Origin of the sequence: Nocardia rosealba (assembly GCF_020216065.1) — a bacterium.
Lineage (GTDB): Bacteria > Actinomycetota > Actinomycetes > Mycobacteriales > Mycobacteriaceae > Nocardia > Nocardia rosealba.
Genome location: NZ_JAIWNA010000002.1, coordinates 1,018,492 through 1,038,827 on the forward strand (window position 1 = coordinate 1,018,492; position 20,336 = coordinate 1,038,827).

The window sequence follows — 20,336 nt, forward strand, 5'->3', positions numbered from 1 at the left end:
GGCCATGGATAGCGACAACGGGATCGTAAGACAGTCAAGGCGTTTCACGGAGTGTCGCGCCACCGTCCGGCACCCCCGCCCGGTCACGGCGGCGCTCACCGACGGAACAAGGTCCCGCCATTTCTAGAACACGTTATAGTTTCTGGATGCGGCAAGGACAACCCGCCGCACGAAAGGTGGTACAGGTGCTGACCTGGGACGATGAAGCCGATGTCGTCGTTGTCGGATACGGCGGCGCGGGGGTTACGACGGCGCTCGCCGCTCGCGAACGCGGCGCGGATGTCCTCGCCATCGACCGGTACCTCGGCGGCGGCGCGACCGAGCTGTCCGGCGGAATCATCTACGCCGGGGCGGGCACCTGGGTGCAGCACGCCGCCGGAATCGACGACGACGCCGACAATATGTTCGCCTACCTGCAGGCCGAGGTCGGCGACGCGGTGAGCGCGGAGACGCTGCGCCGCTTCTGCGAGGAGTCTCCCGCGCTCGTCGACTGGCTCACCGAACACGGCGTGCCGTTCGAGGCATCGGTGTGCCCGTACAAGACCTCCTACCCCACCGACGACTACTACCTCTACTACTCCGGCAGCGAAAATGCCGGTGGTTACCGGGAACTCGCGAAACCACGTCAGCGCGGACACCGCGCCCACGGACCCGGCGTCTCGGGCAAGGCGGTGTTCCGCCCACTGGCACGGTCGGCCGCCGCACGCGGCGTCCGGGTCCGAACCGGAACCACAGCGACCCGGCTCGTGGTCGAGGACGGCCGGGTGACCGGCATCGAAGCGGTCACCCTCGACGGCGCACCCGCCGCCGTCCGACGACGTTTCGCGGCACTGGCACGAATCTCGTCGAAACCCGGCGTGTACCACCAAGGCCTGCGCCGGGCCGTGCAAGCGCTGATCGCACGGATCGAGCGCAAACACGGTGTGCCGGTGCGCATCCGGGCCCGCTCCGGCGTCGTACTCACCACCGGCGGATTCATCGCCAACGCGGCGATGGTCGCCCGGCACAGTCCCCACTACCCGTGGGCGCAGGGTCTGCCGCTGGGGTCGGCCGGGGACGACGGCAGCGGCATCACGATGGCCGAGCAGATCGGCGCGGCCACCGGCAAGATGGACGCGATGTCGGCATGGCGTTTCATCGGCCCGCCCAGCGCCTTCTACGGCGCGATCGCGGTGAACACCGAAGGCAGTCGCATGGTCGACGAATCACGCTACGGCGCGGCACTGGGCGCCGCTATCGCCACCGCCCCTGGGCACCGCGCCTGGCTGCTCGTCGACGCCGAGCTCGCCGCCGAAGCACGCACCCAGATCGCCGGCCAGTCGGTGTGGTTCCAGCGCATGCAGACCGAACGGCTCCTCCGATTCGGCCGCACCACCGGCCGCACCATCGAAGAAGCCGCGACACGAGCAGGCGTCGACCCCGCAGGCCTGCGCGCCACCGTCGACGCCCACAACCAGGCCATCGAGCAGGGCGCCCCCGACCCGCTCGGCAAACCCGACGACATCCGCCGCCCGATCCACACCGGCCCCTACGCCCTACTCGACATCTCCTTCGCCGCCCGCCTCACCTACCCGATGCCGATGCTCACCCTCGGCGGCCTCCTCGTCGACGAACAAACCGGCGCCGTCCGCACCGAAACCGGCGACACCGTCCCCGGCCTCTACGCCGCCGGCCGCGCAGCAGTCGGCATCTGCTCCAACGGCTACGTCAGCGGCCTGTCCCTGGCGGACTGCGTCTTCGCCGGCCGCCGTGCGGGAACTCACAGCGTCCAGCACGTCGCCCAGAACTGAACTACTCGCGTATCACCGAGCGCTGAGCGTCGTGATCGGCCTCCCTGGATCGCCTCCGAATCAGGGAGACCTGACGGGCCCTAGGATTCGGCGCCTGACGGCACTGTCCAACTCATCCGAACCTCCAACAAAACCGCAGGTCAGATAGGCGATTTGGTTTACGACAATCAGTCGGATAATCTTTTGGCACACCAGCAAGTCCGGGTGGCGGAATGGCAGACGCGCTAGCTTGAGGTGCTAGTGCCCGTATTAGGGCGTGGGGGTTCAAGTCCCCCTCCGGACACAACCAGTACACCCACGGGTGGTGTCGCTTCGGCGATCACCACCTGTTTTTTGTCTATGTAGGTCAGCTTGAGGCCGAGCTGACGGTAGACCGCGTTCTTGTCCTCAGGATTGGCTCGGCCCAGGGCCGACACTATCCCACCGAGGGACTCGACCAGCTCCCGAATTTCTCGACGGTTCAGCCGCGGCTTCTCACCGGCAATTCGTTCAAGCTCGCCAGCTGGGGCGCACGGTCAGCTTGGGCGCTCTCGAGCGTGACCAACGACTCCTCGACCTGCTCGGGCCGGAAGATCTGAGCCAGCCAGTGATCAAGCTGTCCTGTCAACTCGTCCTCGCGGATGTAGACCGATAGTTGATGGTCGATCTGGTTGGCGATGGCATATTCAGACGGGTACCGGCAACGGTAGTGCGCCTTGTCGTGGTTCCAAGTGCCCTGCATCAGGCGACCACACGACTCGTGCGAGATCAGCCCCTTGAACGCATAGGGGTGCTTACGACGCTGGGTAGCCCGCCCCGTTGATCGCGGTCCGCGCGAGGCCAACCGCAGCTGCACCGCATCGAACACAGAGCGATCGATCAACGGTTCATGCGCGGGCTGATCGGAGAATACCCATTGTGACTTCGGATTCCAGGTCAGCCGTGTTTCGTGGCCAAGGGCGACGTCCTCTACGTCAATGAGAGATTCCTGCTTGCGTTGCCTGTTCCAGACGGCGTATCCGGTGTAGCGCGGATTGGTGAGAATCGCGCGGATAGCGCTTGGACCACGCAGCCCCTTCGCGGTGGCTGTTGCGTGCGCTGAGGGACAAGCAATTCCATCCGTGGTGAGCAGCTGAGCGAGCGCGAACACGCCAACGCCAGACAAATACTCGCGAAAGATCCGTTGCACCACCGGTGCGGCAATTGGGTCAGGTTCGAGCCGATGCAACCGTTTGCCGTCGGCAGCCTTGCCCGGGTGCGGGTGTGGACCTGCGTCGGCCAGTTGTAGCCGTATGGCGGCCGACCGCGAAGGTAACGGCCTTCAACCTGAGCCTGCGCTGCCATTGCGGCACGGACGCGAATCTTGATCCGATTGCGTTCGCCCTTGGACATTCCGCCGAAGACGGACATGATCATGTCGTGGGCTTCGGAGTCCGGCTCGATCTGTCCGCCAACTTCAGGCACCCAGAGTCGGACACCGTAGTGTACGAAGACGGGGAAGGTCAGGCCGAACTGGTTGCCGTAGAAGGCACGTTGAGGCTCGCCGATAACGACTGCATCGAAGCCGCGGTCAGGGTCTCGGGGCTGGTCACTATTTCAGTCCTGTTGCCGGGTAGGTGGTGAGTTCGACGGTCAACCCGAGTTTGGGTGCAAGGTCGAGGAGGCGGTCGAGTCGGAACCGCTTGCCTTCCATGACCCGCAGCGACCCCAGTGTCGAGCGATGAATCCCGACCTCGGCGGCAAGTTCGTGCTGGGTCCTACCTGAGGTGCTCACCTGATGCGACAACGCGGAGAGCAGTCGGCGGTGGAACTGTCCCCGCGGGGTGTAGTCACGTTCGGGATCGAGGGGGCGCACCTTGCCGCTCATTCGGGGCGGCGGCGCCGGTTCTGGGTTGAGACCGATGATGGTCATTCCTGGCACCAGGCCCAGCGGTTCACAAAAGTCGAGAAGTCGGTCGACGGTGTAACGCCCTCGTCCACCCGCGACGAGCAACGGTACGTCGGCCTCATTGACGCCGAGCCGAACAGCGGTCTCGAGGCGTGATTCACGCAGATCCTCAATTGCGTTCGCGATGACACCCCCGAGGCGATCGCGGTGAGTTGTGTTGGGGACGATGCGTGGCACGCCACACTGTAGCAATCTCTCTGACCTGCACGAACGTTCACCTATGACATCCGGAGGCGGTGTTCGTTCCCCGGCCTCGTAGTAGGCCAACGCCGACTTCCCTCGGTGTATCCGGCTTGCCAACGCAGCCAACGACACGCCTGCAGCCTCGCGGGCAGCTCGGAGCTGCGCACCGACGATAGCGCTGTGACTGTCCATGCTGTCGCATCATGCCACCCTGTGGACACGTTGTGGACGACGAGTCTCTCCCAGCGCCCACAAGATTCGAGCTGTGCCAGAGGAGCTGCCGCAGCCGAACATGGCGACGATCCGGGATGTGTGAACCATGGGCCAAAGGTTCGACGACAGACCGTGTCTGACCTTCTACCGAGTGGCCAAGCCCAAGATCGGCACGGTCCGCGTCCACCTGGACATCGAGGTTGACGACATCGAAGCTGGTCGCTGTCAAGTGAATCGACGCGACCCCGGCGATGGTGAGTACTGACTTGCACACCGTTCTGCCCAGAACCCGCTCGCGGTCGCGATGCTCGGCGACCCTTCCGCGCACCACGGTCGCGCGAGAAGCTCAATCTACCGATGGTTCACCGATCCGGCCTCGCGACGGATCTACCCGGAAAGAGACCGGCCCGCAGTCACGCTCGTTCGTCGCCGACCTGCGCGCGGCCGTCGGACGACGCAGTCCCGGCGACGCCGATGTGACCGAGCTGGTGGAGGATCTGGCCGAGAGTCAGTCGAACAGGACCCCAGCTGACCATCCGCTACCGGGTAGCGCGCAGATCTCCGAAGACTCCCACGCAGGCACCCCCGGTGGTATCGGTCACCTGCAGGCGCAGACGCAACGGCTTGTCGAATTCGAGATGGATCGGCACAGAGGCACCGAGTTTCACGAGGACGTCGGTGAGTAGCGTTCCGTCGGCGTAGATCTGGAACTGCACGGCTATGTCGCTCGGCGTCGAATCGTCCTGTACGCCGAGCACACCGTCGAGGCGGGTGAACTTGCGTCCGAGGTCGTACTCGACGAACGCCATTTCCTTCCGGTAGGGCGAGAGCAGAACAGAGCGGCTGTAGGAAGTTCCCGACACCCGGCTCGGCCCGAACTCGAGATCCGCGGACTCCCCACCCGACAAAGGTTTGAAGTCCATCACGTATTGCACGGCATCGGTGCTCACGTCCGACAGAGCTCCCGAGGTCGACCCGGCAGCCGATGTCGATGTCGATGTGCCGGATCGGGAAGTGGTCGGCGCGGCGGCTACAGCGCTCGGACGCGGGGCGGTCACCGAAACCGGCGCCGCCGTGTCGTTCGCCGGTGCGGACGACCGCTGCGAGGCAAGTACCACTACCGCGCCGACCAGCACGACGCATGTAATCCCCAACGCGACGGTGGCGAGCAGCAATGGATTACGTCGGTTGCTCACCGGCGACGGCAGATCCGCGAAGATGGCGTCCAGGTCGGCCTGGGTGGCGGCAGCGGTGATCTTTTGCGCCCGCAGATCGAATTCCCTGAGGTCGATGCGCCCGGCTGCCTGATGCTCGTTGAGGAGCCCCAGCGCGCGGTCTCTTTCGATTGTTCCGATCCGTGGGTTCATTTTTCTCTTCCATTTTCCGCAGCGCGGTGGGACGCACTCTGCTGCTGGTTTGCCAAAGTTTTATCCGGTGCGAACGAATTCCTACCGACTCGGTCTCAGCGCTTACGCCCGGGCGGCTCCGTGCAATGCACCCTCGGCCGGCCCCACGCATTCTTCGCATCCTGGGGCCTTCTCGTATCGAACAACGTCAGCCGGATGGCACCGGAAATGTCGACGGCGACCTCGCGGGCGCCGTCGGCCATCGTCATCTCGCCGGTGAAGACCTCATGATCATCGGCCTGCACGACGAATCGACCGATTCCGTCGGACGAACCGGAATCAGCGTCCTTGCCGATCCATACCGAAAACCGATCGCATGTGCCGCCGATCGTCCAGATCGCGCGATTCATGGGGTCCGACGACGTGGACGGGTAGTAGCCGACAATGCTGCTCGGGAAGCTCGCCGATCCGATTCGAACTGGATCGACCGGGTCGAAACCGTTGTTCCAGGAGACGGCTCGGTACGAGGTCAACTCGTACCACCCGTCCGCGCGGGCACCTGTCGAAGGCGCGACCCCCGGGGATGGGGCGAGGCTCGACGTGGAAGCGAAGGGAAGCGCCGATGTCGGGGAGACGGTGGGCAGGGCACGCTCGTCTGCCGAGGTGAACCGTTCCAGTAACGACAGTGCTCCCTCGGCGTTCGCGAGGCCGGCCACCAGCAAAGCTGAAACCGTTGTCACGGCCAGCCATCGCGACGGCCTCGCTTTGATGAAACTCAAGACATGCTCCAGTCCAGATTCAAGACGGTGGTGAGCCGGTTCGCGGCAGCGTTGCCGGGCAAGGTTCACCGGGTAGATGAATACGGCACTATTCGTTCTGCCGCAGCCGTTTCGGCGATATTGCGCACCCCAAACCGATACCGCCCGGAAATGAATTCTGGACGGTCGGAATTAGTGCGCCGTACGAACCAGCTTTTGCTGTTCGGTTTTAAGCTGTCCGTAGGTGTCGCGTACGTAGCGCACGTATGCGGCACCCGGGTGTGGCACCAGAGGGCGGACATGCACACCGTCGGACTCGGCGGCCAGTTGCACCTCGACGGACGCGACATGCGAACAGAACCTCAGCAGCGGTTCCGGAACCTCGTAATCCGGTACGAGATCGGCGTGTTCGATGATCAGATCGCGCATCGCCCGGTTCACCGGCATCAACGCGTGGTCTCGCCACCGCCGCCAGGTCTCGGTGGCGAGATCAGGACGACGGTGCGCCGCGGCGGGAACCTGCGCTTCGCGCAGCTTCTCCCAGATGCGTTCGTTGATGTCGACCATGACGTGCAGCGGACCGTACAGCTCACGAATCTGCCTGCTGATCCTGACCAGTCGCGCCTGCCGCCGTTCCTGGGCGAGCTGGCCGCGCTGGTTGAGCAGATAGGCGAGTCCGGCGACCGCGACGGTCGTCACGGCCGTGATGAGAGTGGCCACCATGTTCACGGAATTCACGGTAGCCACGCCGCGCCCGAATCTGGATAGGGTTGCCGTTCAGGCGATTACAGAGTCTTCCAGCCGACTTCCAGCCGAGGCCGGCGCAGCCTCGACCGCCTCGGATCGGGCCACGATCTCCGTGACCCGAACGGTGTCGCCCACCTGGGTGGACAGGTCGATCGCGCTGCGCCGATGGTGTCGCGCCACCGCCTGTTCGCCACGGGCGTCGGCGACCTTCGCGAGCCCGGCGTGACCACGAGCCTGCTCGGCGGCGCTGCAGGCCATCTGCCCGAGGGCGACAGCATGCTCGAAGGCCTCTCGGGCATCGGAGAAATCGCCGAGGGACAGATAGGCGTCACCGAGTACGTTCGCGGTCATGGCCTCGTCGGCGAACAGGTTGAACGTCCGGAACATCTCCGCCGCTTCGAGCAGCCTCGGCAAGGCGTCGAGATGCCTGTTGAGACTCACCTCGATGAGGGCTGTGTCCCGCAACAGGATGGCCCGATTTCGCGGCGCACCATGCAGATCGGCGAACGCGAGGGCGCGCAGACTCAGCTCGAGCGCCTGCTCGAACTCGCGCCTGTGCACATGCACCCACGCCTGATGGGCCAGCGCGGTGTGTTCACCGTGCCGGTCGCCGAGCCGCACGAACAGCGCCCGCGCCTGCTCATAACGCACGGCAGCCGCCGCGGATTCGCCCTCCGTCATCAGGGCGAGCCCGAGATTGTTGCAGGTGACAGCCTCCGCATACTGGTTTCCGGCCCGCACGGCGGCCGTGACGGCCAGCTCATGGGTCTCGGTCCACAATTCGATGTCCTTGGCGATGAACGCGAACCCGCGCACCGCGAAGGCGATCTGCCAGCACTGCTCGTCGAGGCCGTGTTCGAACGCGGCGCGGGCCACGGCGGCCAGATTGTCACGCTCGGCGGTCATCGCCAGCATGGCCTCCTGGTACGTCGGTTCTGTCGCCGCGACTCGACGCGGACCAGGCGCCATCTCGCCGCGATGCCGGGACGGGGTCAGCACTCTGTCCATGCGGTCGGCGAAAGCGGTGTAATGCTCGACGAGACGAACCAGCGCCGCCCGCGCGGTGGCCCGATCGCAGTGGACGGCGGCGCGGCGGCGCGCGAACTCGCGGACCAGATCGTGGCAGCGGTATCGTCCGCGCGCGGCGGGTTCGAGCAGACTCACCTCGATCAGCAGGCGCAGATGCCGCCACATGTCCGCGGGCTCGATGCCCATCAGCGCGGCGCCGCTCCCGATGTCGAAACTCGTACCCGGGTGCAGGCCGAGTACCGTGAACGCCCGCGCCGATTCCGGTGGCAGACGGACCACGGAGTACTCGAACAGCGACTCGACATCACGGTCACCGTCGTGCAGCATCTCCAGCGCGACCAGTGGCTCGCCGTGCTCGGCCGTCGGCCACATCTCGCTGCGCAGGATCGCCGCGGCGATCCGGACCGCCACCGGCAGGCCGTGGCACTGGCGCGCGATCGCGGCGCGCTGGGAAGCGCTCGGTACACACCCGGGAGGCAGCCCGCGGGTGAGGCGATCGAGTAGCGCGAGCGCATCGTCCTCGCTCAGCCGACCGATCGGCACTCGATCCACCTCGTCGAGTCCGTTGAGCGTGCCGCGGCTGGTGACGATGATCGCGCAGGCACCCGCTCCCGGCAGCAGCGGCGCTATGTGCGCCGAGTCGACGACGTTGTCGAGCAGGACGAGATACTTTCCCGCACCGAGCTTGTCTCGCAGCAGCAACAGCCGCGAGTCCGGTTGAGCGGGAATCGATTCGGCGGCAACTCCCATCTGCCGCAACAGCGCACCCGCGGCTACCGCCGGTGCCACGACCGGCCCGGCCGCGTAACCGCGCAGGTCTAGGAAGAGGCAGCCGTCTGGAAACCGTGACAGCAGGTGTCGCGCGGCACGAACCGCCAGCGCGGTCTTGCCGACTCCACCGAGTCCGGACAGAACGCAGACCGTGCCGCCGTCACCGACCACCGTGATCACCTCGTCGAGCTCGCGTTCCCGGCCGTGCAGAACGGCGATATCGCGCGGCAGGTCGTTGTGCCGCAACATCTCTCGTGCGGTCGTCTCGGTCTCGGGGCAGTCCTCGGCGCCGCGCGCGATACCCGCACCTTCACCCCGATGCCACATCTCGAGCGATTCCCGCAGATCGGCCAGCCGTTTGGCATCGGGACCCGAGATATTCAGCGCCGCAAGCAATTCGTCGAGGCGCTTGGTATCGGGCAGGGTCTCTCCCCGCAGGTAGGCGTAGACGCTACTGGCGGAGACACCGACCAGTTTGGCCACTTTGCTGCATGCCACCGGGCCGGAAGTCCGCTCGGCGCGTAGCTTGGCGGCTCTCAACTCGGCGGCGAATCGCGCGAACTTCGGCGTTGTCTTCTTGCTGCCCACAGTCAGCCTCCTGCTCGGGACCGCGCAGCATCCTGCAGGCTTTTCGAGCGCTTTCCAGATCTCCGGGCGCCCCGCACCTCGCCCGTGCTGGCATGACGGTTCAGTCTACCGAAGGAGACGCCTGTGTCCGAGGCGATGAGCAGACCCAGATCCCACGATGACGTCCCCTTCGATGCTGCAGGGTCGCGGCCGAGGTGCGATCCGTTCCGTCCGTACGGCCTGGTGCTGGACTCCGACGGCCGAATTCTGCTGGTGGACAGGGCAGACGAGCCACTCGATCGCCAGTTCTCGCAGGTGACGACCGTGCCGCTGCACGCACGAACCGCTGCGCGACGCCGTCGACTACCCGCGGGCGGCAACGACTTCGGCCCCGACGCCCAACGGGGCGCGTGAAGGCAGATGTTCCGCCACATCTCCATCGTCGACTCCGCCCTCACCGCCATCGACCAGCACGTTGCCGCCCACCCACCGGAACGTGGTGGCGGGTTGCTCGGTCCGCTCGGAATGCCACTGATCACGTCATTTCTTCCTGATCCGGACGGTGTTTCGCCGACGGCGACCTTCCGTTTCTCAGCGGCGTTCCAGCGCGCCCTCACGCGCGTCGAGTTGGTCGAACCCGACCTCGAATTGAAGGGAATCGTGCACTCGCACACCGAGGGCGCCGAGCATCCCTCAGCCGCGGACCTCGTGGCGTTCGCCGATTGCCTGCGCCTGACGCCATGGCTGGGCAGGTATGTCACGCCCATTGTGACCCGACAGAATCAGCGCACCGAAGACCACCACGTGCTCCTGCCCAACGGCGTCATGGCCGTCTTCGTCTCGACGCCGACCACGCTGGGCACGGTCGAGGTCCGTCCCGCCCGGGTGCAGATCCTGCCGATCGGACGCGACTGCGCCAGACTCGCGGCAACACTCGGCGCATCGGTATCCACACCGAGAACCGCCGATGTCGAAGGGGTCGTGCATATCGCGGTCGCTCTGCGCACCGATTCGCTCGTGCTGACGCTGTTGTTCCCGCTGCTGTACCCGACCCAGGCGCCGATCGCGTTGGCCGTGCGCACGGTCGATCACCACCACCGCATACTTCCGCTGCCACTCACCTGGGATCTGACCGTCGCGGCGGGATCCCGGTTGGTGCGGGCTCTGGACACCGTGGCGGATCTGTCGTGGTGAATCCAATCCGCGACGAGGTCGACCTCGCCTACCATTCTGGCCCGTCACCGACTTCGCCACGGGGTGGCGAGCGCGCCGCGCGATTCGTATTCCACTCGGGCAGAACATCTTCGGGACGTCGATCAGAAGGGACGACATGAGGAACAAGACAACGATGACGCCGACACGGGCTGCTGAGCAGCCCACCTCGCTCCAGTGAGCACCGAGCTGGACTCGGCCGACCCGCCGGCCTCGGACAGCGCACCACGGGTGTTCGTCTCCTATTCGCACGACTCACCTGAGCACAAGGAGCTGGTACGCGAGTTCAGCACGTTCCTTCGCAGCGAGGCGGGCGTCGACGTCCGGCTCGACGTCTGGGACGACAAGGAGCGCCTCGACTGGTCGCTGTGGGCCATCGAGCAACTGACCGAGGCGGATTTCGTGCTCGTCATCGCCTCTCCCGCCTACAAACGCCGTGCGGACGGCACCGCCGCCGCGGACGAGGGGCGGGGCGCACAGTTCGAGGCGGCGATCATCCGCGACGGCATCACGAGGGATCGTCCGAGGGAAACCCGGCGAATTCTGCCGGTCATCCTCCCTGGCCGCTCGGTCGACGAGGTCCCGGTCTTCCTGACCGCTCATTCCACCACCCGGTATGAGATCAGCGAATTCACGACCGAGGGCGTCAACGATCTGCTCGCGGCGCTCAGCGGAGTCACCGAACATCCCGCGCCGCCTCGTGGCACCTGGGTCGGGCCGCGGTTCGGTACCCGACGCACCGAAACACAGCCTGCCGATGTCGCACCACGCAAGCGCAAGGCACGACTGCTCACCGACGCTTTGGACCCGATCACGCGCGGACCGGATCTGCAGATCACCGGAGCCGATCTGAACGGAATCCACTACGGCAACAGCATTGTTCACCGCTGTGCGAATTTCTGTGGCGACCCGCGTAGCCCGATCGAGTACAACCTGCGCCGGTCGTTCCACGAGTTCGAGACCCTGGTCGGAATCCTGGACGACGCCGTCGACGCGCGCCAGATCGGCTACTTCCAGGTCTTCCTCGACGGCGAGGCGCAGAAACAGGTCGAGGTGACCTACGGTGAACCGGCGCGGATCCGCTACGACGTGAGCGATGTCCTGCGGCTACGCCTGGTCGCCTATCGTCCCGACACGGTCGCCAATCCGATGCTCGCCGGATTGGGTGCGGCCGTCGGGCGTCCAAGCAAGCTACCGGCTCTGGCCTGGGGGAACCCCACCCTGTTCGCCTGAGGGCTACCTCTCCGTTTCCAGTGGCGTTCAGCGCATTTCAGCGTTTCCACGCCACACGCCCCCACACCACCGCAGCAGCGCATTCTCGATGCGGCAACGCCCACGGCGTCGTCACGAGAAGGCCCGCCGATTCGGGCGCCGGGCGGGGTGCACTCGAATGCGCACCCCGCCCTTCGGAAACGGATAAGAGGTAATCGAATGCGATATGTCAACGCATTGTTCGTAGCGGTATTCGGAATCACGCTCTGTGTAGCCGGATTCAATTTCTACGGTTCGGGCGCGATCGTGGCGATCGTGCTGGGGCTGATATCCGTGGGATACGGAGGCTATATCGCGTTCTCGCGCGGCAGCTACTTCATGACGGACTGGTTCTACGCGCTGCCCATCGTGGGTGGGCTCGTCCTCTTCGCAGGCCTGAGTCGATGACCGGGAGTGGATCGCCGATGACATTCCGACGCGTCACCACGGTGACGGTAGGCATCGTCTTGGTCCTGGCGTCCGTCTCGTGCGGGCAGGACCCGACGAAGGTGACCTGTTCCGAGTTCGCGGCGATGAGCTACGAGGAACAGAACGAAACCCTCGACGACCTGTTGTCCGCCCACGACCTCGAAACGCTGTCGACGGCCAACACCATCGGCGTGCGCACCGACGTGGACTCCTACTGCGGCACTTTCGGATTCAGCAAGGACACCGGGGGCAAGGCGGGCCGCAACGGCACACAGCAGATCGACAACGCCGTCGACTGGGACTCCAGCACATGGGGCTGAACCGGCGCGCAGCGGACCACCGCGGCGCGCACCGCAATTCGGGAAAGGTGAATACGCGATGACCGTGGAAATTGCCGTGGCCATGTTGGTCGCCTGGGCGATCGGCAAGGCCGGCCGAGTCCGCCAACCTATCAACGGAATCACCGGCCGAGCGCTCGACCTCGCGATCGATGGGGTGCGCGAGGCAGTTGTCGCCAAGCTCGGCGGCGACCCGGCCGTGCAACAACTGTTCTACGAGGCCCGCGCCACCGACGGCGCGGTGTCCGCAGAAACCCAGGTCGCGGTGGAACGGTCGATTTCGGCGGCGGTCGCCGGCGACAGCCGATTCGGCGCCGAACTCGCGCGACTGACCGCAACCCCGGCTCCGTCTCCCGTCCCGTCCGATGCCGGGTCGCGCACCTACTCCGGCAATTTCGGTGTAGCGGGCGATATTCACGCCTCGGGCCCGGTCAATGTCAGGAACAAGGTCGTCAACCAGGCCCGGCGCCACCCGGTCCTCGCGACATTCGTCGTCATCGGGGTGGTCGCGCTGCTCGGTTTCTCCGCCAACCAGCTGACCAGCCAACAAGAAACGCAGCAGGTCGGCGGTGCCGAGACGATGTCCGGCACCTGGTCTGCCTCCGACGGCACCGGCACCAAAACCTTCGGTTCCGACGGCGGCGCTTGCGATGGGTTCTACTACAGCAACGGTCGACCGCTCGACATCGGCGGCCCGATGACGTGCTCGATATCCAGCAAACCCGACGCCGAAGGCAGGTACTCGCTACGCGTCGTACAGAGCTCCAATCGTGCCACTTACCTCGTCGTGTTCTCGGATGCCGATCATGCGTCGGTCTTCGACACCTCCGGGGCCGAACTCTATGACCTCGCGCGCTTCTGACCGGCCGATCTCCGGTTTCACGCCACACCGAGGTACCTGGCGATGATCATTTTCATCACCTCGCCGGTGCCCGCGCAGATTCTGGCTACGCGGGCATCGGTGTAGGGCCGGGCGACGGTGGCGGTGTCTCATTGTGGGTTGCCGCGGAGGTAGGTCAAAGCGGCCAGGACTCGGATGTTGACGTGTGGACGGGCCGGGTCGTCGGCTTGGACGAGGCCGAGTTTGTCCTCGATGGTGGAAACGTGGTGCTCGACGGTGTTGATCTTGGTCTTGAGTTGTTGCGCGATACCGAGATTGACGCCATCCTGCACGCCTTCCACGAGGGCGTCGCCCTGTGCCTGAACCTCGTGCACAACCAGGCGCAATTCGACCGCAAAGCCATGCTCGACAGTTTCCGCACCGCGATGACCATTTCGGATCTGCTGTGCACCACCGCTACCCGCGCCTACATGCGGGAACACCGCAACGTCGCCACCGAACATCACACCGCGGTACACACCCTCACCTCCGCACTACTCGCCGGACAGCCCACATCGACCCTGTCCCGCGAAAGCCGGATCCCGATCGCCGAGTCGTATTCCGTTCTGGCGCTGTCTGTTCCGAAACACCCCAGCGAGCACGACTCGCGCCTCGACGCCACCGTGGTGGCCCGACGGAAGCTGCGCAGACTGCTGGCCGCGCTGGTACCCGCGAAGACCGCCGAAATCCCCGGCGCGGTCGAACGCGCGCACGAACTACTCGACATGGTCGCCCGCCTGGGCAGCGCCGCCGGGCTGTACCACTTCAACGACCTCGCCCTCGAATACCAGCTGACCCGACCAGGACCCGGTCGGGCCAGGCTCGGTGAACTGCTGACACCCCTGGAACGCACTCCCGAACTCCTCCTCGAAACCCTGCGCGTGCACATCGCCAACAACATGAACCGCCAACGCACCGCACACCTGCTGCACATCCACACCAACACCGTCGGCTACCGCCTGCGCCGCATCGCCCAGATCACAGGTTTGGACCCCACCGCAGTGTCAGGACTGTGGCAACTGCGCTCGGCGATGATCGCTCGCAGCTTCGACAACACCCCATCCACCGAACTCCCCGCCACCGACACCAAGCGGCACCATCCGACCCTGGCTAGATCCGCCTGACAGAACTCCGAACGACCTGCTCGCCCCGGCGTGGAGACTCCCCCGCCGTGTCGCTCATGGTCGACAGCGAGTCAGCGCGGATCCGCCGCGGAATCGGGCCTCGATGAAGTTCCAGGCTTCGGTCATCCCTGTGCCGTTCCCGTGGACCAGGTGATCGCTCCTCCGTCGTTGCGGTAGAGCACCAGATTGCCGGTGTCCTCCAGGACCAACGTCGACGGGCCCATGGTCCACGTCCTCGACGACCATGCCGCGGCCCCGCTGCCGGTGTACAGGACCAGGTTGCCGTCGTTCTGGTTGACCAGATTCTCTCCGTTCGTCGTCGCGGTCGACCACAGCACTTCCCCGCTGTTCCGATAAAGCACCAGGTTGCCATCACCCTGTAGCCACAGTTCGTAGAGTCCGTTGCGGGACCGGAGCGCGGACGCGCGGGGCAGGGTCGCGCCCGCCGCCAACCGCTCGGGCCAACTCGGGACCGGCGTGACACCGTCACCACGCAGCACCGCGCTGACATCGGTGGTAATCGGCTCCTTGCTCGCCATCGTCGTGGTGACCAGGCCGAAGTGGCACTCGGGATCATCGGCGGCGGTGCAGCGATCGCGGTAGGAGTAGACGATCAGCGGACCCGCGTATGGCAGCGCACGCCACATCCGGACGCCCTGCACGAGGTACTTGCTGACGGTGCTCGCGCTCGGGATGGCCGCGAGTCCGGCTGTCGGATAGCCGAATTCGGTAGCCCACACCTTCTTCGCGGTGTCGCCGTGGCGAACCATCACCGAGTGCACCAGGGCGAGCTCACCACACGGCGTGGACTCCGAGGGTGGCCCGAACATGTTCCACCAACGATTGACGCATTCGGGGTCGGCAGGGCCTTTGCCCGAGTTCCACGCCGGATACGGGTGGTGCGCGACGGCATCGAAATAGCCGCGATACCCACGGCTGTACGCCCAGTCCAACCAGACCGACGGCGCGTTCGGATTGGTCCCGCCCTGCACCGTTCCCGCCCCCGAAGCCCCGGCCAGAACAACACACCCGGGACAGCGCGCCTTCACCCGCGGGTAGGCGAGTTTGACGAGCTGCCAGTAACGCGCTTTGCGGTCGCCGACGAAGTTGGCGAAGTTCACGAAGTTCGGTTCGTTCCAGACCTCGTACGCCTGGACCTTGCCGCCGAAGTGCGCGACCGTGCGATCCACGATCGAGGTCCAGTCCTGGTCGCGGGTCGGGAACCATTTGTCGCCGCTGTGACCGCCGTTCGCCCACGGCGGCGCGTAGGCGAGAACGAGCAGAACCCGCATTCCACGGGCAGCGGCGGCATCCACGACCGGATCCAACCGGTCCCACCGCAGCGGCGCCCCACGGGCCGGTTCGACAGACCACCAGTCGAGGTCGAGGCGCAGCAGCGGAACCTTGGGCGCCACCGCGGACTGCATGGCGGGCAGACGCCGCACGATGTCGGCACCGTCACCTGAGCCTTCCGCGAAGCCGACATCGGCGGACGTGAAGGAATCGGCGGGCGCTGCCATCGCCGGGCCGGGCACAGCCGCCATCACCGACAGCGTGCTCGCGACCAACGCGAGCACCGTTTTTCCGACGCGAATTCGTCCGAGCAGGTCGAGAATCGATGTCTTCATCCAGAAGGCCCTTCTGTATGAAATCTTCGCGATCGATGCGTGTGCTGTAGTGTGCGCCGACTCCCACGAAGGCCCCGAATGACACGCCGTCAACGAGGTTTCGTCACCCAGTCCGGTCTTGGTGCTCGGTTTCGAGCCTGATTGCCGATCAACCTGCCGTTCCCGGCGCAGCCACCGAACAGCAGGTACAGCCCGGTGTCGGTGAAGCCGACCGCGGTCAGCATCAGGACAAGCGTGCGAGTCGCGAAACCGCAGGCAGAGCGCGTGGGGTTCAACACCACTCAATCTGAGAGATCCTCGAGAAACCGACGACATCAGCGGAGGCCACCCGGGCCCGAGGCGTCTGCAGCCTCGCCGGGCCCACGCAGCTCCACTCCGCTCGGAATCGCGGTGCCGGTGACCGGCCGGATACCGTAGCCTCGTCCTTATGAGTGTCCAGGCTGGGGTGGCTTCACCGCACGACCACGTCGTGAGCATTTATGACGGACTGGATGAGCTGGCCCGCAACGTCAGCGACTTCCTCGGGCAGGGGTTGGACACCGACGGTGCGGCCGTGGTGATCGCCACACCCGCACATCGCGAAGCCATCGCGACGCGGTTGAGCGAGCACGGCTTGGACTTGGCCGCCCTGACCGCGGCCGGCCGCTATCGAGCCCTGGATGCCGCGCAGACCTTGGCGAGCTTCACCGTCGACGGCGCGCTCGACCGGGCTCGTTTCGCCGAAGTGATCGGCGAGGTCATCGCCGCTGCGAGTGCGGGTGGGCGTTCCGTGCGCGCGTTCGGTGAGATGGTGGCGCTGCTGTGGGCCGACGGCGATCCGGCCGCTGCGATCGAGCTCGAAGCGATGTGGAACGAGTTGGCTCAGAGCCATCGGTTCCTGCTCTACTGTGCCTATCCGCGTGACATGCTCGCCGGCGCCGACGATCTGGTGCGCCTGCAGCAAGTGTGCGCCCATCATTCCGAGATCGTCGCTCCCGACAGCTACACCGCCGCCCAGCCCGAACTCGGGCCGAGCGCCGACCCGGACAGCGATTCTCGAACCTATCTGCCGGTACCCAGCGCCGTCAGCGCCGCGCGCCGATTCGTCACCGGCAGGCTGGGGGAATGGCAGCACGGCCCCGCGGTCATCGACGATGCCGCCCTGGTCGTTTCCGAACTCGCCGCCAACGCAGTTGCCCACGCGCACACCGCGTTCCGGATCCGTCTGTCCCAGACCGAGGGGACGGTGAAGATCGAGGCCGAGGACCTCAGCCCGCGCCGACCGGTTTTGGGCACCGACCGCGGAAGTGCGGTCGGTGGACGTGGTTTGATCCTGATCGCGGCACTGGGCAGCCGATGGGGCATCGAACCCGACCCGGCAGGGCACGCCAAGAACGTGTGGTGCGAAATCCCCTCCCCTGACCTGAGGGAAGGAATCTGAGATATGTCGATCGATCTCTCCGCGCCCGCGCGCGGTACCTCGGTGGCCAGGGCGGCTGGTGCACTGATCGATAAGCGAAGCGGCGGCTGCCACGATCATGCCTGCGTCGCGTATACCACCCGCGCTGAACGCGACCGCGCCGCCGTGGAATGGCTGCTCGAGGGTGCCGCGCTCGGGCAGCGGCTGCTCGCGGTCACCGACGACGACGATGCCGGTGGCCGCTTGCGAGCCGCTTTCGCCGCGGCCGATGCCGGCTACGAGCTGACCCATACCTCCCTCGGGGAGGTCTACGACTTGTCCGCGCCGATCGACGCCGAAGCCCAGCTTGCTCATTTCCGGGGCGAAGTCGCATCGGCCCTCGACGCGGGTTTCGCGGGCATTCGCGTCTTCACCGACATCACCGCCCTGAACCTCGATCCCGCACGCCGTCCCGGTCACCTCCGGTGGGAACACGTCGCGGACGCATTCATGGCCGGCGGTAACCCGGTAGCCGCGATGTGTGCCTACGACCTCACCGCGACCGGCGAGGATCTGGGCGCGGTCATGGCCGTACACCCGTTGCGCCACGGCCCCTCCCGGGTCCCCACGACGTTCGGGATGCATTGGCGAGACGGCCACCGTTTCCTGGAGGGCGAGATCGATCAATTCAGCATTCCCGCCCTGATCGGCGCGCTCGAGGTCTTGCCGAGCGAGGGCGCCGACCTCGACGTCAGCGGTCTGGCGTTCCTGAGTGTGCGCGCCTCGGCGGTACTGGCGGGCATGGATCCGTCCCAGCGTGCACACCGGTCGATACGGCTGGTCAACGCCCATCCCGTCGTCGAGCGGGTATGGAGCGTGATGGATTTCGATCCCCGACGGTTGATCAAGCGCACCGATTCCTGAGCCGGCTTCCGTGCGGATTGCCGTCGTCACCTGTCGGTTCGATCGCGACTTCACCACCGCCGCAACGAATCTGGTGAGGGTCGCCGACATCGCCCCGCTCAGCCAACCGGCAGCTCCGTTCCCGGTGAATATCCCGCCCGATAACCTGCAGTCCCGCGCCGGCTCGGCGTCACAGCAGGTGGGTGGTGAGAAAGTCGATCTGATCGATGAGGATCTCCTCCACTACCGGCGGGTGATAGACGGTGAAGTGGTCGGCGTCGTAGTGGTTGAGGGTGGCGCGGGGCGCAAACGACGTCACGATGCACCCAACCGGGCGCGGTGCGTTTCACACAGTTTCCAGATCGCGTTGCGGATGCGTTCGTCCAGGACAGCGTCGGGCCATGGGGTCGGGATGGCCTTGGTGTTGAAGTAGGCGCCGTTGGTGTTGCGGACCTCGGGGCTGGTCGCGAGATGAATGCTGGACCGCGTGGCCCTGAGCAGCGCCTTGTGGCCATAGACCACCGGCATCGCCAGCCGCAGCAGCGGCACGATCGGACGCGCCAGCGGTGGGTAGGTGCCGATGGTGAGGTCCCTGTTCATCGAGGTGTACGCATGTCCGGGGTAGGCCACGTTCAGCGTCACCGGTGCCCCTTCGACCTCCTGGGCGAAGCGGTAACTCATCGCCATCTGGGCCAGCTTGGTCTGGTTGTAGAAGGACAAGCCGACGTAGGACTTCTCACCCTGGAGGTTGTCCAGATCGATCCGGCCCTTCGGGATGCCGCCGGTGATGTTGATGACCCGGGCCGCACCCGAGGATGTCAGGGCCGGCATCAGCCAGTGCGTGAGGCAGAACGGCGCGACCACGTTGACCGCGAACGCTGTCTCGATACCGTCCTCAGTTATCTCACGATGAGATCTGGTCGCTCCCGCGTTATTGATCAGCACGTCGACGCCACGACTCCGGGTGCTGACCTCCTCGGCGAGGCGCTTCACGTCGCCGAGCCGGGACAGGTCGGCAGTTATCGCCTCGACTCGGTGGTTCCCACTGGAGGCGCGGAGTTCCTCCACGGCGGCATCAGCGCGGTTCTTGTCGCGCCCGACGAGGATCACGCGTGCGCCCATTTCGGCCAACTGTCGCGCTGTCTCTTTACCGATCCCTCCGGTACTTCCGGTCACCAGCACGGTCTTGCCATCCACAACCATCACTCCGCTCGCCGAGATTCTGACACTTGGTGACACTTTAGTCATCAAGTGTACAGCTTAGTCTGAGTGCATGAGTGAGGGACTGAGGGAACGGACCCGGCGAGCCGTGCGGGCCGAGATCGCCGAGGTAGCCATCGACTTGTTCACCCGCCAGGGCTTCGAGAACACGACTGTCGATGAGATCGCACATGCAGCCGGCATGACCAAGCGCAGCTTCTTCCGGTACTTCCCGACCAAGGATGACGTCGTCTTCGATGGCATAGACCTCACCGGCGCGGACGTGGTCGCCGACATCGCCGCTCGACCTGCGGGCGAAAGCCCCTGGGAGTCTCTCCATCACGTACTCCGCGCCCGGCTGGGCGAGATCCATGCCAGTGAGCAGGTCCTGGTTACGTTGCGGCTGATCGAGGCCACCCCCGCACTGATAGGACGACTCCACCAACGACGAGCAGAGTGGCGAGGGCGAGTCGGTGACGCGCTCCAGGCTCGCCCGGGCGTCGAGATCGACGCGTACGCAGCAGATCTACTGATCAACGCCGCGACCGCTGTACTGGATGCCGTGTCCAGTCAATGGGTCCGATCAGGCGGCAAAGCAGACCGCTCCAGTCTTCTCGACCAAGGATTCCTCCACGTCCACGTAGATCCCGACCCGCAATAGT

General features: G+C 65.7%; 21 protein-coding genes, 1 tRNA gene and 3 pseudogenes. 13 read left to right on the top strand and 12 right to left on the bottom strand.

Translation table 11 applies throughout. The annotated features are described in order from the left end of the window. Window positions 1–146 precede the first annotated feature (146 nt). On the top strand, window positions 147–1,790 hold the full coding sequence (locus tag LDL21_RS11590) for an FAD-binding protein (protein ID WP_225280001.1): 1,644 nt from the start codon (window positions 147–149) through the stop codon (window positions 1,788–1,790). Between the two features lie 198 nt (window positions 1,791–1,988). Next, window positions 1,989–2,073, top strand: a tRNA-Leu gene (locus LDL21_RS11595). Window positions 2,074–2,250: 177 nt separating this feature from the next. Here LDL21_RS11595 and LDL21_RS11600 read toward each other — a convergent pair. Next, complete coding sequence (locus tag LDL21_RS11600) at window positions 2,251–2,961, bottom strand: recombinase family protein (protein ID WP_225280002.1); 711 nt, start codon at window positions 2,959–2,961, stop codon at window positions 2,251–2,253. A 71-nt stretch (window positions 2,962–3,032) separates the two neighbouring features. Between LDL21_RS11600 and LDL21_RS11605 the strand changes: the two genes are divergently transcribed. Next, window positions 3,033–3,392, top strand: a complete 360-nt coding sequence (locus LDL21_RS11605) for a hypothetical protein (protein ID WP_225280003.1) — start codon at window positions 3,033–3,035, stop codon at window positions 3,390–3,392. Here LDL21_RS11605 and LDL21_RS11610 read toward each other — a convergent pair. After that, window positions 3,361–3,894 carry a helix-turn-helix domain-containing protein gene (locus LDL21_RS11610; protein ID WP_225280357.1) on the bottom strand — a complete coding sequence of 178 codons (534 nt, stop codon included), beginning with the start codon at window positions 3,892–3,894 and terminating at the stop codon, window positions 3,361–3,363. The genes LDL21_RS11605 and LDL21_RS11610 overlap by 32 nt on opposite strands. Window positions 3,895–3,948: 54 nt before the next feature. Beyond that, a pseudogene (locus LDL21_RS30165) lies at window positions 3,949–4,092 on the bottom strand (helix-turn-helix domain-containing protein); the annotation flags it as partial. Between the two features lie 313 nt (window positions 4,093–4,405). Between LDL21_RS30165 and LDL21_RS30170 the strand changes: the two are divergent. Next, window positions 4,406–4,645 (top strand): annotated as a pseudogene (locus LDL21_RS30170) (hypothetical protein); the annotation flags it as partial. A 7-nt stretch (window positions 4,646–4,652) separates the two neighbouring features. Here LDL21_RS30170 and LDL21_RS11625 read toward each other — a convergent pair. From LDL21_RS11625 to LDL21_RS11640, 4 genes are all read right to left on the bottom strand, one after another. Further along, window positions 4,653–5,480 carry a DUF1707 domain-containing protein gene (locus tag LDL21_RS11625; RefSeq protein ID WP_225280005.1) on the bottom strand — a complete coding sequence of 276 codons (828 nt, stop codon included), beginning with the start codon at window positions 5,478–5,480 and terminating at the stop codon, window positions 4,653–4,655. A gap of 95 nt (window positions 5,481–5,575) precedes the next feature. Further along, window positions 5,576–6,238, bottom strand: coding sequence for an NPCBM/NEW2 domain-containing protein (locus tag LDL21_RS11630; RefSeq protein WP_225280006.1), 663 nt, complete (start codon window positions 6,236–6,238; stop codon window positions 5,576–5,578). 171 nt (window positions 6,239–6,409) lie between these two features. Next, window positions 6,410–6,940 carry a hypothetical protein gene (locus tag LDL21_RS11635; RefSeq protein WP_225280339.1) on the bottom strand — a complete coding sequence of 177 codons (531 nt, stop codon included), beginning with the start codon at window positions 6,938–6,940 and terminating at the stop codon, window positions 6,410–6,412. Window positions 6,941–6,994: 54 nt separating this feature from the next. Next, window positions 6,995–9,352: a helix-turn-helix domain-containing protein gene (locus tag LDL21_RS11640; RefSeq protein ID WP_225280007.1), complete on the bottom strand. Its 2,358-nt coding sequence runs from the start codon at window positions 9,350–9,352 to the stop codon at window positions 6,995–6,997. Between the two features lie 399 nt (window positions 9,353–9,751). Between LDL21_RS11640 and LDL21_RS11645 the strand changes: the two genes are divergently transcribed. The 5 genes from LDL21_RS11645 (at window position 9,752) to LDL21_RS11665 (ending at window position 13,423) form a co-directional block, all read left to right on the top strand. Beyond that, entirely contained in the window at window positions 9,752–10,525 is a 774-nt protein-coding gene (locus tag LDL21_RS11645) for a Mov34/MPN/PAD-1 family protein (RefSeq protein WP_225280008.1), read from the top strand. Window positions 10,526–10,720: 195 nt separating this feature from the next. Then, on the top strand, window positions 10,721–11,776 hold the full coding sequence (locus tag LDL21_RS11650; RefSeq protein WP_225280009.1) for an SEFIR domain-containing protein: 1,056 nt from the start codon (window positions 10,721–10,723) through the stop codon (window positions 11,774–11,776). Window positions 11,777–11,974: 198 nt separating this feature from the next. Then, on the top strand, window positions 11,975–12,202 hold the full coding sequence (locus LDL21_RS11655; protein WP_225280010.1) for a hypothetical protein: 228 nt from the start codon (window positions 11,975–11,977) through the stop codon (window positions 12,200–12,202). Between the two features lie 17 nt (window positions 12,203–12,219). After that, window positions 12,220–12,543, top strand: a complete 324-nt coding sequence (locus LDL21_RS11660) for a hypothetical protein (RefSeq protein ID WP_225280011.1) — start codon at window positions 12,220–12,222, stop codon at window positions 12,541–12,543. A 58-nt stretch (window positions 12,544–12,601) separates the two neighbouring features. Beyond that, window positions 12,602–13,423, top strand: coding sequence for a hypothetical protein (locus tag LDL21_RS11665; protein WP_225280012.1), 822 nt, complete (start codon window positions 12,602–12,604; stop codon window positions 13,421–13,423). A 17-nt stretch (window positions 13,424–13,440) separates the two neighbouring features. Here the strand turns inward: LDL21_RS11665 and LDL21_RS30175 are convergent. Together LDL21_RS30175 and LDL21_RS11675 are read right to left on the bottom strand one after the other, a co-directional pair. Continuing rightward, window positions 13,441–13,530 (bottom strand): annotated as a pseudogene (locus LDL21_RS30175) (acyl-CoA dehydrogenase family protein); the annotation flags it as partial. A gap of 21 nt (window positions 13,531–13,551) precedes the next feature. Further along, the gene (locus LDL21_RS11675; RefSeq protein ID WP_225280013.1) at window positions 13,552–13,734 is read right to left on the bottom strand and encodes a helix-turn-helix domain-containing protein; all 183 of its coding nucleotides are present in this window, start codon (window positions 13,732–13,734) and stop codon (window positions 13,552–13,554) included. Here LDL21_RS11675 and LDL21_RS11680 point away from each other — a divergent pair. After that, window positions 13,702–14,565 (top strand): PucR family transcriptional regulator, encoded by an 864-nt coding sequence (locus LDL21_RS11680; RefSeq protein WP_225280014.1) that lies wholly within the window; start codon window positions 13,702–13,704, stop codon window positions 14,563–14,565. The two genes, LDL21_RS11675 and LDL21_RS11680, sit on opposite strands and share 33 nt — an antisense overlap. Before the next feature lie 122 nt (window positions 14,566–14,687). Here the strand turns inward: LDL21_RS11680 and LDL21_RS11685 are convergent, their stop codons facing one another. Beyond that, window positions 14,688–16,193, bottom strand: coding sequence for a hypothetical protein (locus tag LDL21_RS11685; RefSeq protein ID WP_225280015.1), 1,506 nt, complete (start codon window positions 16,191–16,193; stop codon window positions 14,688–14,690). Window positions 16,194–16,620: 427 nt separating this feature from the next. On the opposite strand from LDL21_RS11685, the gene LDL21_RS11690 reads away from it, so the two are divergent. Together LDL21_RS11690 and LDL21_RS11695 are read left to right on the top strand one after the other, a co-directional pair. Continuing rightward, window positions 16,621–17,613 carry an MEDS domain-containing protein gene (locus tag LDL21_RS11690; protein WP_225280016.1) on the top strand — a complete coding sequence of 331 codons (993 nt, stop codon included), beginning with the start codon at window positions 16,621–16,623 and terminating at the stop codon, window positions 17,611–17,613. 3 nt (window positions 17,614–17,616) lie between these two features. After that, on the top strand, window positions 17,617–18,495 hold the full coding sequence (locus LDL21_RS11695; RefSeq protein WP_225280017.1) for an MEDS domain-containing protein: 879 nt from the start codon (window positions 17,617–17,619) through the stop codon (window positions 18,493–18,495). Between the two features lie 169 nt (window positions 18,496–18,664). Here LDL21_RS11695 and LDL21_RS29810 read toward each other — a convergent pair whose 3' ends face one another. Together LDL21_RS29810 and LDL21_RS11700 are read right to left on the bottom strand one after the other, a co-directional pair. Further along, window positions 18,665–18,793, bottom strand: a complete 129-nt coding sequence (locus LDL21_RS29810; protein ID WP_255674609.1) for a hypothetical protein — start codon at window positions 18,791–18,793, stop codon at window positions 18,665–18,667. Beyond that, on the bottom strand, window positions 18,790–19,656 hold the full coding sequence (locus LDL21_RS11700) for an SDR family NAD(P)-dependent oxidoreductase (RefSeq protein WP_308017123.1): 867 nt from the start codon (window positions 19,654–19,656) through the stop codon (window positions 18,790–18,792). The genes LDL21_RS29810 and LDL21_RS11700 overlap by 4 nt, the downstream gene beginning before the upstream one ends. A gap of 91 nt (window positions 19,657–19,747) precedes the next feature. On the opposite strand from LDL21_RS11700, the gene LDL21_RS11705 reads away from it, so the two are divergent. After that, window positions 19,748–20,335: a TetR family transcriptional regulator gene (locus tag LDL21_RS11705; RefSeq protein WP_225280018.1), complete on the top strand. Its 588-nt coding sequence runs from the start codon at window positions 19,748–19,750 to the stop codon at window positions 20,333–20,335. Window position 20,336: the final 1 nt, after the last annotated feature.

Excerpts from the sequence above, each read along its gene's own strand:
- LDL21_RS11590 (WP_225280001.1), top strand. The coding sequence starts at position 147 with ATGCGGCAAGGACAACCCGCCGCACGAAAGGTGGTACAGGTGCTGACC.
- LDL21_RS11625 (WP_225280005.1), bottom strand. The coding sequence starts at position 5,480 with ATGAACCCACGGATCGGAACAATCGAAAGAGACCGCGCGCTGGGGCTC.
- LDL21_RS11635 (WP_225280339.1), bottom strand. The coding sequence starts at position 6,940 with ATGGTGGCCACTCTCATCACGGCCGTGACGACCGTCGCGGTCGCCGGA.
- LDL21_RS11645 (WP_225280008.1), top strand. The coding sequence starts at position 9,752 with ATGTTCCGCCACATCTCCATCGTCGACTCCGCCCTCACCGCCATCGAC.
- LDL21_RS11655 (WP_225280010.1), top strand. The coding sequence starts at position 11,975 with ATGCGATATGTCAACGCATTGTTCGTAGCGGTATTCGGAATCACGCTC.
- LDL21_RS11660 (WP_225280011.1), top strand. The coding sequence starts at position 12,220 with ATGACATTCCGACGCGTCACCACGGTGACGGTAGGCATCGTCTTGGTC.
- LDL21_RS11665 (WP_225280012.1), top strand. The coding sequence starts at position 12,602 with ATGACCGTGGAAATTGCCGTGGCCATGTTGGTCGCCTGGGCGATCGGC.
- LDL21_RS11685 (WP_225280015.1), bottom strand. The coding sequence starts at position 16,193 with ATGAAGACATCGATTCTCGACCTGCTCGGACGAATTCGCGTCGGAAAA.
- LDL21_RS11690 (WP_225280016.1), top strand. The coding sequence starts at position 16,621 with ATGAGTGTCCAGGCTGGGGTGGCTTCACCGCACGACCACGTCGTGAGC.
- LDL21_RS11695 (WP_225280017.1), top strand. The coding sequence starts at position 17,617 with ATGTCGATCGATCTCTCCGCGCCCGCGCGCGGTACCTCGGTGGCCAGG.
- LDL21_RS11705 (WP_225280018.1), top strand. The coding sequence starts at position 19,748 with ATGAGTGAGGGACTGAGGGAACGGACCCGGCGAGCCGTGCGGGCCGAG.